We start from the raw sequence: 11,925 nt of genomic DNA, 5'->3' as shown, positions 1-11,925 counted from the left end.
GAGCAAGCTTGCTTGCGCTGGGGTGCGAAGCGCCCCCAATAGCTGGCGACTGCTACGCAGTCGAGCGGGAGCAAGCTCCCTCGCCACAGCAAGCTCGCTCCTACGCAGTCAGCATCACGCCTATTCGTTGTGGAGATTGCCGTCATGGCCAACGAACTCTATACCCGTACCAATCAGAAAATTTACTTCGCGGGTTTATCCCTGGAGGCCCTTGGCCGTGCCGAGGAAGGGAAAGAGATGAACGCCATCGCGCTGGTACAGGCGGGGCGCGAAGCGGCGTTGTTCCACCTGTACGGTGCCTTGCTGGGGCTGTGCCATGAAATCGCCGGGTTCTACCGCCTACCCCAGGCCGGTGCGCCGCGTGCAGAAATGATCATGAATCGTGAAGTGCTGGACGCCATGGCGATCCCCGAGTTGGCCGAACTGGTGGAAATGGCCCAGAGCCCCGACAGTTGGGTGGCGCGGCTGCTCAAAGCACATGCGGATATGTTTCAGCCGCCGCGTATTCCCCATGTGCCCAAGGGGGATGTCACCCAGCCGCTGATCGTCGCCGTGGCCTTGGAACAGGATGAGCCCAAGCCTTTGAGCCGCGAAGAGTTGGAAGGCTGGCGCCAGGAGTTGAAGAAGATGGCGCTGCGCTTTCGTGAAGGGCTCAACGAGTGTTGAAGGAGTAAATGAGGGGGCTGGCTGCGCAGCGACGCTGAACCTGTGGCGATGGAGCTTGCTCCCGCGACGGCCGGACGGCCGACGCTTATCTACCTGACGCCCTAGGATCCAAATGTGGGAGCTGGCTTGCCTGCGATGACGGCCTGCCAGCCGACACCTATCTACCTGATTCCCTGCGATCAAACTGTGGGAGCTGGCTTGCCTGCGATGGCGGCCTGACAGGCGACCCTGTTATACCGAGTACATATCCATTCCTGCGGTAACGGCCACTTAGGGTTCCGCCGGCGGGTCACTTTCGAAAAGCGCGAAAGTAACCAAAGCGCTCTTGCCCCACCACTCGGCACCTCGCCTAGGCTCGGCCAGCGTGGTTTAACGGGGCGCCTAAGATCAAAAGCCAGATCAAGATCACAAGCAGATCAAGATCACAAGCAGATCAAGATCAGGACCGGCTCGCTTCGCATCGTGGTTACCGTTGGCTGCTACAGCTTGCAAAGTTCTGTGATGCCCATGCTGCGATAGAGGCGAGTCAGAAAAGCCCTGTGATAACTGACCCACCGCCATCGCAGGCAAGCCAGCTCCCACACAGAGAAGCGTGTTCCCTAGGGCACCATTCATCAAGCCGTCAACAAACCTGTCCATATCCCCTGCGAGGCTGGGTGGATGACTGATATAATCCAGGCCTTTCGTGGAGAACAGACTTTTATGCCAACGTCCTTTCTGGAAATTGTTGAACTGCCTGACGGCCGAATCGAACTGCGCCGGGCGGAGGACGAGGGTTCTCTGGTTATTCTGGATTTCTCCGAAGACGCCAAAGTCTTCCTGCAAGGCCAGCACGTCGAAGTGGCTAAAGCCATGTTGAGCGTGGGTGTGCAGATGGCAGGTCGCCTTGCCGAAGGCGAGCCGGAGAAAGAAGAAGGGCCGCGCGTTCTTCACTGAGTCCTTCGTGAAGGCTGCTTCTGTGGCGCGCCCATCATTACCCCAATCGAATATTCAAACTCTGTGCATCACCCGTGCGCGCAGCGCTGATAAGTTGCTGCTTGGCGCTGGCATTCAGTGGGTTCAACCAGCTCACCACCGTATGGCTACGGCCCAGGCGCAAGGCTTCGCAGGTTAGTTGCTGGGCGCTTTGTGCGCCGCGTGGTTGCAGCAACAGGATGCGCTCGCGGTTGAGCCCGGCGTCCCGCAGCCAGGCCTGGGTGAGGCTGGCGGGCGGGGCGATCAATGTCAGCCAGCGGGCGTCCTGATCTTCGCTCAATTCGCGCAGGATAGGTGCCAGCAGGTTCAGGCAGCTCTCAGCCGCACCGCGCAACGACAATTCACTGAACGCCTCAGGTTCGCCGCCCCAGGGGGCTTCGACCGTTTCCTTGAGGATTGGCGCAAGGGGCTGGGCCATGAAGGCCTCGAACAGCGACAGTTGTGTGTGTTGTGGGGTGTGCACGAGCTGCATGATGCCTCCTTTAACGGCGAATGACGCCGACACTCAAGCCTTCGATCACCAGGTCCTGGTCTTTCAGGTTGACTTCGATCGGGGCAAACTCAGGGTTTTCGGCCAGGAGCCAGACCTTGCTGCCTTCGCGCTTGAAGCGTTTGACCGTGACCTCGTCGCCGATACGGGCAACGACGATCTGGCCATTGCGGGCTTCGCGGGTGGTATGCACGGCCAGCAGGTCGCCGTCGAAGATGCCCACGTCCTTCATGCTCATGCCGTGCACACGCAACAGGTAGTCGGCACGCGGATGGAAGAAGGTCGGGTTGATGTTGCAGGATTCCTCGACGTGCTGCTGCGCCAGGATCGGCGCACCTGCGGCGACGCGACCGATGATCGGCAATGTCGACTCGTCTGCCTTGGCTTCGAAGCCAGGGATGCGAATACCCCGCGAAGCACCGGGGGTCATCTCGATCGCACCTTTGCGAGCGAGTGCCTTGAGGTGTTCCTCGGCGGCGTTCGGGGACTTGAACCCCAATTCCAGGGCAATCTCCGCACGGGTAGGCGGGTAACCATTGTCATCAAGGCAGCGCTTGATAAAAGCCAGAATCTCAGCTTGGCGTGGCGTCAGTTTTAGCATGTTGATCGCTCTGTCTTTTTATACAGTGACTGGGATTATATACAGTGAACTGCGCTTGGCAATCATCCTTTTTGGCGGCTCCGCTGGACGGTCATCCGTCAGCCGTCCTACAGAGCAGAAGCGGCGCTGCCTACAGAGCTGCGAGGATATGATTAAATAGCGGTGAAACAGATGACCGACCAGCCGCAAAGCGGACCCGCAGGCTTGACAAGACACACTCTGAAACGTATGTTTCAAACAAGTGTTTGTCAGGCGGAGTAGCCATGGCCCAGTCGGAAACCGTTGAACGCATTCTCGATGCTGCCGAGCAATTGTTCGCGGAAAAAGGATTTGCTGAAACTTCATTGCGTCTGATCACCAGCAAGGCTGGGGTCAACCTGGCCGCCGTGAATTACCACTTCGGCTCGAAAAAGGCTCTGATCCAGGCGGTGTTCTCACGCTTTCTGGGCCCGTTCTGCGCAAGCCTCGACCGTGAGCTGGAACGCCGCCAGGCCAAGGCCGATCACAAGCCCAGCCTGGAAGAGCTGCTGGAAATCCTCGTGGAGCAAGCGCTGGTCGTGCAGCCCCGTAGCGGCAACGATTTATCGATCTTCATGCGCCTGCTTGGCCTGGCGTTCAGCCAGAGCCAGGGCCACTTGCGCCGTTATCTGGAAGACATGTACGGCAAGGTGTTCCGCCGCTATATGCTGCTGGTCAACGAAGCGGCGCCGCGTATTCCGCCTATCGAACTGTTCTGGCGTGTGCATTTCATGCTCGGTGCCGCAGCTTTCAGCATGTCGGGTATCAAGGCGTTGCGGGCAATTGCCGAGACCGATTTCGGTGTGAACACGTCCATCGAGCAAGTCATGCGCCTGATGGTGCCGTTCCTTGCCGCTGGCATGCGCGCCGAAACCGGCGTCACCGACCCGGCCATGGCCACCGCCCAGTTGCGCCCGCGCAGTAAAACCGTACCGGTCGCCGCCAAGGTTTGATCGCTGCGGGTGGGCGCGGTCGCTTGCATCCGCTAAGCTAGCCGCCATGCCGATTTCAGCTATTTATTCACAACCCGTCGTCCTTGCCCTGCCTGGTAGGGACCACGGGTTGTGTGCGTTATTTAAGGAAGGTTTATGACTGCTGCCCTGCAAGGTTCTTTGATGGTCGACGTCGCCGGTACCTGGCTCACGGCCGAGGATCGTCATCTGTTGCGCCAACCGGAAGTGGGCGGCCTGATCATTTTTGCGCGCAATATCGAGCACCCGCGTCAGGTTCGCGAATTGAGCGCAGCCATTCGCGCAGTGCGCCCGGACCTGCTGCTGGCTGTGGATCAGGAAGGCGGCCGCGTACAGCGTCTGCGCCAAGGCTTCGTGCGCCTGCCGGCCATGCGTGCGCTGGCGGATAACCCCAACGCTGAATACCTGGCTGAGCAGTGCGGCTGGATCATGGCCACCGAGGTGCTGGCGGTGGGCCTGGACCTGAGTTTTGCCCCCGTGCTGGACCTCGACTACCAACGCAGCGCCGTGGTCGGTACCCGTGCTTTCGAAGGCGACCCCGAGCGCGCTGCCGTGCTCGCGGGTGCCTTTATCCGTGGCATGAACAGCGCCGGCATGGCCGCCACCGGCAAGCACTTCCCTGGCCATGGTTGGGCCGAGGCCGATTCCCACGTCGCCATTCCCAATGACGAGCGCAGCCTGGAGCAGATTCGCGCCAACGACCTGGTGCCTTTCGCACGCCTGAGCAAGCAATTAGCCGCCGTGATGCCGGCGCACGTCATCTACCCGCAGGTCGATGCCCAGCCTGCTGGTTTTTCGCGTCGCTGGTTGCAGGACATCCTGCGCGGTGAGTTGCAGTTTGACGGGGTGATCTTCAGCGATGACCTGTCCATGGCCGGCGCCCATGTGGTCGGCGATGCGGCCAGTCGGATCGAAGCGGCGCTGACCGCTGGTTGTGACATGGGCTTGGTGTGCAATGACCGTGCGGCGGCCGAGCTGGCGCTCAGTGCAGCACAGCGGATGAAGGTCACGCCATCGGCGCGGATTGCGCGTATGCGTGGGCAGGCGGTTGCGTCGACTGATTACAAACAGGATCCGCGTTGGCTGACAGCGCTTACTGCGTTGCGTGATGCGCAGTTGATCGACTGAAAACCGAAGCGCGGCCATCGCAGGCAAGCCAGCTCCCACATTTTGATTTGTGAATACATTCAGGTGTGGGAGCTGGCTTGCTCGCGAAGGCGGCCTAACAGTCAGCGCTTCTCTTGCTTATTGGGCAACGGCGCAAACAACGCTTCAATCTCGTCATTGCCCAACTGCCAATCCCCCGTCGTTCGCCCATCCAGCACGCCCGCAGCCAGATCGGACTTCTCCTTCTGCAAATGCTGGATTTTCTCCTCCACCGTGCCCCGGGCAATCATCTTGTACACGAACACCGGCTTTTCCTGCCCGATGCGGTATGCACGGTCGGTGGCCTGGTTTTCCGTGGCCGGGTTCCACCAGGGGTCATAGTGGATAACCGTGTCGGCTTCGGTCAGGTTCAAGCCGACGCCGCCGGCCTTCAGGCTGATTAAAAAGATCTGCAACTTACCGCTCTGGAAATCCTTCACCGGTGTACGTCGATCCCGGGTCTGGCCGGTCAGCAGGGCGTAGGCAATGCCGCGCTTTTTCAGTTCGGCCTCGATCAGGCTCAGCATCGAGGTGAACTGTGAGAACAGCAGGATCCGGCGGCCTTCGGCAAACAGCTCGTCGAGCATGTCCATCAGGCTGTCGAGCTTGCCCGAGCTGCTACCGCGGGCGGGCAGGTTGGCGTCGTTGACCAGGCGCAAGTCGCAGCACACCTGGCGCAGTTTGAGCAGGGCTTCGAGGATGATGATCTGGCTGCGGGCCACGCCCTTGCGGGTGATCTCGTCGCGGACCTTTTTATCCATGGCCAGGCGCATGGTTTCGTACACGTCGCGCTGGGCCTCGTTGAGGTCGACCCAGTGGATGATTTCGGTCTTGGGTGGCAGTTCGGTTGCCACTTGTTCCTTGGTGCGGCGTAGCAGGAAGGGTTTGATCCGACCGTTGAGGTGCTGCAATCGCACCTCGCTGGCACGTTTTTCAATCGGCACGCGGTAATCACGGTTGAAGCTCTTCACGTCGCCCAGCCAGCCCGGCAGCAGGAAGTGGAACAGCGACCACAGTTCGCCCAAGTGGTTTTCCAAAGGCGTGCCGCTCAGGCACAGGCGCTGGCGGGCATTCAGCTCGCGTGCGGCCTGGGCCGCCTTGCTGGACGGGTTCTTGATGTACTGCGCTTCATCCAGGATCAAGACGTGCAAGGGCAGGGCGGCGAGCTGTTCAATGTCCTTGGGCAGCAGGGCGTAGGTGGTCAGCAGCAGGTCGTAGTCATTCAGGTTGGCGAAATGTTTCTTACGCCCCGCGCCATAAAGTGCCTGCACTCTCAACTGCGGGGTGAAGTGCGCGGCTTCATCCAGCCAGTTCGGGATCAGGCTGGTAGGCATCACGACCATGCACGGCCGATCAAGGCGCCCTGCGTTTTTTTCGGTGAGGATGTGCGCCAGGGTCTGCAAGGTTTTGCCCAGGCCCATGTCATCCGCGAGTATCCCGCCCACCTCGAGTTGGCGCAGCGACTGCATCCAGCTCAGACCTTCCAACTGGTAGGGGCGCAAGGTCGCATTCAGGCCTTCGGGCGCCACGCAGGTGAAATCCTTGATATCACGCAGGCGCTGGGCGAAGTTGCGGATCTTCTCGCCGCCTTCCCATTGCAGTGGCAGGTCTTCCAGCGGGTTGAGGCGTATGGCGTCGGCCTTGGCCAGGCGCAGCGCGGTGGTGCCGGCTTCCTGCAGGTAAAACTCGCCGAGGGTCGCCAGCACCGGCTTCAAGCGGCCGTAGGGCAGCGCCACTTGCAGCGGGCCGTGGCCGTTGGGCAGGCCGGGGATGTTCACTAGGATCAGCTCTTCATCGCGGCGCCGCGCCAGTTTCTCCGGGTTGAGGATCTCGGTGTGGGAGCGCATCAGGTTCAGCAGGATCGGCAGCAGGCTCAAGCGTTCGCCGTTGACGATGATGCCCAGCTCCAGGTCAAACCAATCGCGTTCCGGCCCTTCATCGACCGTGGCATACCAGTCATCGACGGGGCTGAGGTCAAAGCCGAAGTCTTCATCGATCTGCAGCTCCCAGCCCTCGGCACGCAAAGTGGGCGACACATTGAGGGTGAAGTTCAGCCAGGCACTGTCATTGACCATTTCGAAGAGCTCGCCGGCGCTTTCCGGCAGGGCCTTGCTCTGGCGCGTGGCGATCTTGAAGCCAAGCAGGCGCAGGTGTTCGCGATAGGCCTGTTCTTGCTCGGGATGGCGCTTGATCCGCAGGCTCTGCGTCTCCTGGCGCACAATAATGTCAGCATTTTTTTGCCCGCTGACATAGTTGCCCAGGTAGTTGAACGACAACGCTGCACGGTGCTGGATATAGCGCTGCATCTTGCCGTTGCGCGGCTCGAACGCGCTGAATTCCACGCTGGCCAGCCACAGGCGTGGCACCGGTTGCACGTCGTCCATCACCACCTGCGGCAGGACAACGCGGTTATCGAGCACGGCCTGGAGTTTTTCCAGCAGTTGCGCATCCTGGGCCGCTGCCGGGTAGGCCAGGGTTTCCTGAACCTTGAGCAGCACCGCCGCGATGTGTTTGCAGTTGGTGTGCACCGGGCACGTGCAGCGGCTGTCCACCAGGATCAGCAGGCCCTTGGCCGATTCGCGCAGTGAGATGGTCTGGCGGTAAACATTGCCGCCCGAGCCTTCGCAACTGGCGGTGATGGTGCTGTCGCCGCACTCGACGATGCGCACGCGGTTCTCCAGGGCGTAGCGTCGCCCGCGCTCGAGGCTTTGCTCTTTGAAGCGATTGGCCCACGAAGGGGCCAGGGGTTTGGTCAACGACGACGTCAGGGGCATGGCGCGCAATCAGTCCTGAAGGTCGGGCGGTGGTGCGCTGGGTGGCTTGGCGGTCAGCGAGGTGATCTTGATCAGCAGCGCCAGGTGGCCGCCGTCCAGGTAGTTGAGCTGGTTGTTCTTGGTGCGCACGTCTTTCTGGCTCAAGTGTTCGCTGGCGATCACGCTGCCGTTGCCATCGAACTGGTTGATCCAGAAGTCCGCGTCGATATCGGTAAAGCGCCCCAGTTGCAGGCTCAACACCCCTTCGATAGGGAACTGGCCGAATTGCTCCTGGCCGTCGGTGATCGCCACCTTCACCGCTTGCTCGCCCAGGTTCTGTTCCCAGGCCTTGTGGGCGAGCACCGTGTAGTTGGTGTCGGCGCGCAGCTTGTCGACGATATTGCCCAGGCGCGGCGGGCTCATCCGCTCACCCAGGCGCGGCGCTCCGGCATCCCAGTTTTCCGGCGCGGCGCGGCTACTGATCACCGGTTCTGCATTCTGGCGCACCAGGATCATTTCCACCTGATACAGGCTGTCGGCAAAGGCCGAAGGTGCGAGTACCACCAACAACAGGCTCAAAATGCGGAACACGCGCATGGGGGCGTCCTTAAACGGATTTCGGAATGAGGCGTTCAAACAGCGCCTCCAAAGTGTTGAAGCGTTCTTCGGCGCGTTCCATCGGCACCATGAACTTGAACAGCGTAGCCCCTTCGAACTTGTAGCGGTTGGGCTGGCCCTGGATCAGCTTGATCAGCACCAACGGGTCGACCGGCGTCTGCGCTTCGAATTCGATACGCCCGCCTTGGGGCCCGGCGTCGACTTTCTTGATGCCCAACTGCTCGGCCTGCAACTTGAGCAGGGTCAGGCGCACCAGGTTCTTGGTCGGTTCCGGCAACAGGCCGAAACGGTCGATCATCTCTACCTGCAAGTCCTTGAGGCCTTCTTCGTCGGCCGCCGAGGCAATGCGCTTGTACAGGATCAACCGTGCATGCACATCCGGCAGGTAGTCTTCGGGAATCAACGCCGGCAAGCGCAGGTTGATCTCCGGGCCGCCGCCCAAGGGTTGGTCGAGGTTCGGTTGTTCGCCTTTGCGGATGGCTTTTACCGCGCGTTCGAGCATCTCCATATACAGCGTGAAACCCACCGCCTGGATCTGCCCGCTCTGGCCGTCGCCGAGCAATTCACCGGCACCCCGGATTTCCAGGTCATTAGTGGCCAATACAAAGCCGGCCCCGAGGTCCTGGGTATTGGCGATCGCTTCCAGGCGTTTTTCCGCATCGGAAGTGATCTGCTGGCGCGGCGGTGTGAGCAGGTAGGCATAGGCCTGGTGGTGACTGCGCCCGACGCGACCGCGCAATTGGTGCAGCTGCGCCAGGCCGAACTTGTCGGCACGCTCGATGATGATGGTGTTGGCGCTCGGCACGTCGATGCCGGTCTCGATGATGGTCGAGGCGATCAGCACGTTGAAGCGCTTGTGGTAAAAGTCGCTCATCACCTGTTCGAGTTCGCGCTCGCGCATCTGCCCGTGGCCGATGGCGATACGGGCCTCAGGTACCAGTTCGGCGAGGTCGGCGGCGCATTTCTCGATGGTTTTCACATCGTTGTGCAGGTAATACACCTGGCCGCCGCGCAGCAGTTCGCGCAGCAGGGCTTCCTTGACCGTGCTCTTGTTCTGCTCCATCACGAAGGTGCGCACCGACAGGCGACGCGCCGGTGGCGTGGCGATGATCGACAGGTCGCGCATGCCCGACACCGCCATGTTCAGAGTGCGCGGAATCGGCGTGGCGGTGAGGGTGAGGATATCGACTTCACTGCGCAGGGCCTTGAGCTGTTCTTTCTGGCGCACACCAAAGCGGTGTTCTTCGTCGATGATCACCAAGCCCAGGTTCTTGATCTTCACATCGTCCGACAGCAGCTTGTGAGTACCGATGACGATGTCGATCTTGCCCTCGGCCAGGTCGGCGACGGCGGCATTCACTTCCTTGGCGGACTTGAAGCGGCTCATCACCTCCACGGTCACCGGCCAGTCGGCAAAGCGGTCGCGGAAGCTGTTGTAGTGCTGCTGGGCGAGCAGGGTGGTTGGCACCAGGATCGCCACTTGGCGACCGCCGTGCACCGCAATAAAGGCTGCACGCATGGCCACTTCGGTCTTGCCGAAGCCCACGTCGCCACACACCAGGCGATCCATCGGCTTGGGCGCGAGCATGTCGGCGCGCACCGCTTCGATGGTGGTTTGCTGGTCCGGGGTTTCTTCGAAGGCGAAGCCGGCGCTGAAAGTGGCGTAGTCGGCTTTCGGGTCGGCGAAGGCATAACCTTCGCGGGCAGCACGGCGGGCATAGATGTCGAGCAGTTCGGCGGCCACGTCGCGCACCTGTTCGGCGGCCTTGCGCTTGGCTTTCTGCCAGGTCTCGGAGCCCAGGCGGTGCAACGGCGCCAAGGCGTCGTCGCTGCCGGTGTAGCGGGCGATCAGGTGCAGGTTGGCCACCGGCACGTAGAGCTTGGCGCCCTCGGCGTATTCCATGGTGAGGAATTCGGCGGCCTGGTTGTCGATCTCCAGAGTCTGCAAGCCCAGGTAGCGGCCTACACCGTGGTCGATATGCACCACCGGCGCGCCTTCGCGCAGCTCGGTGAGGTTCTTGATCACCGCGTCGTTGTTGGCATCGGCGCGTTTTTCCCGGCGCCTGCGCTGCATCACGCGCTGGCCGAACAGCGGGCTTTCGGCGATCAAGGCCAGCGCCGGGTCATCCAGCTGCAGCCCTTCGTCCAGCGGCGCGATGGTGATTGCCAGGCGCTCTTTGCTGGCGACAAAATCCGGCCAGCTGTCGACGGTTTTCGGCCGCAGCTTCAGGCGCTCCAACAGCTCCAGCAGCACTTCGCGACGCCCGGCGGATTCGGCGGTAAACAGCACGCGGCCCGGGAAGTCACCGAGGAAGTTAGACAGCGCCTCCAGCGGTTGCGTGGCTTTGGCCTGGATCGCCAGATCGGGCAACGCGCTCGCCGGGAAACGCTCGCGGCCGCTGCCGGCGTCCACGTCCTGCTGGCTGGCGACCACACGCGGCCAGTTTTTCAGGCGCGCGAAGCAGTCTTCAACTGGCAGGAACAGTTCAGCGGGCGGCAGTAAAGGCCGTGATGGATCGACGCGGCGTTCTTCGTAGCGGTTGCGCACATCGTTCCAGAAGTTTTCCGCCGCCTGTTCGATACCCGGCAGGGAGAACACCTGGGTGTCCTGCGGCAGGTAGTCGAAGAGGGTGGAGGTTTCGTCGAAGAACAACGGCAGGTAGTACTCGATACCGGCAGGTGTAATCCCGCTGCTCAAGTCCTGGAAGATCGGGCAGCGACGGAAGTCGACATCGAAGCGCTCACGAAAGCGCGCCTTGAAGCGTGTTACCGCGTCTTTTTGCAACGGGAATTCCCGCGCCGGCAGCAGCTTGATCGAGTCGACCTTGTCGATGGAACGCTGGTTCTCCGGGTCGAAGGTGCGCAGCGTCTCGATCTCGTCATCGAACAGGTCGATGCGGTACGGCAACTTGCTGCCCATCGGGAACAGGTCGATCAAGGCACCGCGCACCGCGAACTCACCGTGCTCGTACACCGTGTCGACGCAGCGGTAGCCGCTGGCTTCCAGGCGCGTGCGCATCTGCTCGACGTCGAGCTTCTGGCCCACGTCCAGCACCAGGCTGCTGCCGAGCAGGAACTTGGTCGGTGCCAGGCGGTGCAGGGCGGTGGTGATCGGCACCACCAGCACGCCGTGGGCCAGTTCCGGCAAGCGGTACAGGCTGGCGATGCGCTGGGAGATGATGTCCTGGTGCGGCGAGAACAGGTCGTAGGGCAGGGTTTCCCAGTCGGGAAAATGCAGCACCGGCAAATCCGGGGCGAAGAAGCTCAGCTCCTGCTCCAACCGTTCGGCACTTTGGCTGTCGGCGGTGAGCAGTAGGGTAAAGCGCTTGGCTGCGCTGGCAGCCTCGGCAATGGCCAGGCTCAGGGCGGCACCGGGCAGGTTGCCCCAGTGCTGTTTACCTGCCGCGGCAGGGAGTAACGGTAGACGCAGAACGGGCACGGAAGGTTGAGCTCCAAGCGTTGCGACAAAGTCGGTAATTGTAACGGCCCCAGGTGCCGCCTGTCAGTTGCTGACTGTGCCTATTACGGTTTGCAGGAAATGTAGTGGCTAAGACAAACAATGGCGGGTTTTGACTCAATATGTAGTGCCAAAATGCGCGAATGTTTAGGAGAGTTACGGACAAGTCGGCCTGCTCGCCAAACTAGTGGCCTTCTGGAGCCCGCATGTTTCCTGGGCTGTAGCGCGGT

9 protein-coding genes are annotated in these 11,925 nt (G+C 61.4%); 4 read left to right on the top strand and 5 right to left on the bottom strand.

What is annotated here, in order from left to right:
- The first annotated feature begins 144 nt into the window (after positions 1–144).
- A complete protein-coding gene (locus JFT58_RS21735) occupies positions 145–666 on the top strand; it encodes a DUF6586 family protein (protein WP_054898792.1) in 522 nt (173 codons plus the stop codon).
- A 702-nt stretch (positions 667–1,368) separates the two neighbouring features.
- Complete coding sequence (locus JFT58_RS21730) at positions 1,369–1,602, top strand: hypothetical protein (protein WP_003189656.1); 234 nt, start codon at positions 1,369–1,371, stop codon at positions 1,600–1,602.
- Positions 1,603–1,639: 37 nt separating this feature from the next.
- Here the strand turns inward: JFT58_RS21730 and sulA are convergent, their stop codons facing one another.
- Both sulA and lexA read right to left on the bottom strand, forming a co-directional pair.
- Positions 1,640–2,113 carry an SOS-induced cell division inhibitor SulA gene (gene sulA / locus JFT58_RS21725; RefSeq protein WP_005786162.1) on the bottom strand — a complete coding sequence of 158 codons (474 nt, stop codon included), beginning with the start codon at positions 2,111–2,113 and terminating at the stop codon, positions 1,640–1,642.
- Positions 2,114–2,123: 10 nt separating this feature from the next.
- On the bottom strand, positions 2,124–2,732 hold the full coding sequence (gene lexA, locus JFT58_RS21720) for a transcriptional repressor LexA (protein WP_003172575.1): 609 nt from the start codon (positions 2,730–2,732) through the stop codon (positions 2,124–2,126).
- A 263-nt stretch (positions 2,733–2,995) separates the two neighbouring features.
- Between lexA and JFT58_RS21715 the strand changes: the two genes are divergently transcribed.
- Together JFT58_RS21715 and nagZ are read left to right on the top strand one after the other, a co-directional pair.
- Positions 2,996–3,703 carry a TetR/AcrR family transcriptional regulator gene (locus JFT58_RS21715; RefSeq protein ID WP_034126647.1) on the top strand — a complete coding sequence of 236 codons (708 nt, stop codon included), beginning with the start codon at positions 2,996–2,998 and terminating at the stop codon, positions 3,701–3,703.
- Between the two features lie 135 nt (positions 3,704–3,838).
- Positions 3,839–4,849, top strand: a complete 1,011-nt coding sequence (gene nagZ, locus JFT58_RS21710) for a beta-N-acetylhexosaminidase (RefSeq protein WP_019818244.1) — start codon at positions 3,839–3,841, stop codon at positions 4,847–4,849.
- Between the two features lie 101 nt (positions 4,850–4,950).
- Here the strand turns inward: nagZ and JFT58_RS21705 are convergent, their stop codons facing one another.
- The 3 genes from JFT58_RS21705 to mfd are packed head-to-tail and all read right to left on the bottom strand — an operon-like array spanning position 4,951 to position 11,677.
- The gene (locus tag JFT58_RS21705) at positions 4,951–7,641 is read right to left on the bottom strand and encodes a DEAD/DEAH box helicase (RefSeq protein ID WP_054898791.1); all 2,691 of its coding nucleotides are present in this window, start codon (positions 7,639–7,641) and stop codon (positions 4,951–4,953) included.
- A 9-nt stretch (positions 7,642–7,650) separates the two neighbouring features.
- Entirely contained in the window at positions 7,651–8,217 is a 567-nt protein-coding gene (locus JFT58_RS21700) for a CsiV family protein (protein WP_034126649.1), read from the bottom strand.
- 10 nt (positions 8,218–8,227) lie between these two features.
- Positions 8,228–11,677 (bottom strand): transcription-repair coupling factor, encoded by a 3,450-nt coding sequence (gene mfd / locus JFT58_RS21695; protein ID WP_057975694.1) that lies wholly within the window; start codon positions 11,675–11,677, stop codon positions 8,228–8,230.
- Positions 11,678–11,925: the final 248 nt, after the last annotated feature.

Origin of the sequence: Pseudomonas sp. MF6767 (assembly GCF_016405475.1) — a bacterium.
Lineage (GTDB): Bacteria > Pseudomonadota > Gammaproteobacteria > Pseudomonadales > Pseudomonadaceae > Aquipseudomonas > Aquipseudomonas paracarnis.
The sequence above is the reverse complement of the archived record's forward strand: the minus strand, read 5'-3'. Positions and strand labels throughout refer to the sequence as shown.

Bases quoted from the DNA above. Each gene is read 5' to 3' on its own strand.
- lexA (WP_003172575.1), bottom strand. From the start codon at position 2,732: ATGCTAAAACTGACGCCACGCCAAGCTGAGATTCTGGCTTTTATCAAG.
- JFT58_RS21735 (WP_054898792.1), top strand. From the start codon at position 145: ATGGCCAACGAACTCTATACCCGTACCAATCAGAAAATTTACTTCGCG.
- JFT58_RS21705 (WP_054898791.1), bottom strand. From the start codon at position 7,641: ATGCCCCTGACGTCGTCGTTGACCAAACCCCTGGCCCCTTCGTGGGCC.
- sulA (WP_005786162.1), bottom strand. From the start codon at position 2,113: ATGCAGCTCGTGCACACCCCACAACACACACAACTGTCGCTGTTCGAG.
- nagZ (WP_019818244.1), top strand. From the start codon at position 3,839: ATGACTGCTGCCCTGCAAGGTTCTTTGATGGTCGACGTCGCCGGTACC.
- JFT58_RS21730 (WP_003189656.1), top strand. From the start codon at position 1,369: ATGCCAACGTCCTTTCTGGAAATTGTTGAACTGCCTGACGGCCGAATC.
- JFT58_RS21715 (WP_034126647.1), top strand. From the start codon at position 2,996: ATGGCCCAGTCGGAAACCGTTGAACGCATTCTCGATGCTGCCGAGCAA.
- JFT58_RS21700 (WP_034126649.1), bottom strand. From the start codon at position 8,217: ATGCGCGTGTTCCGCATTTTGAGCCTGTTGTTGGTGGTACTCGCACCT.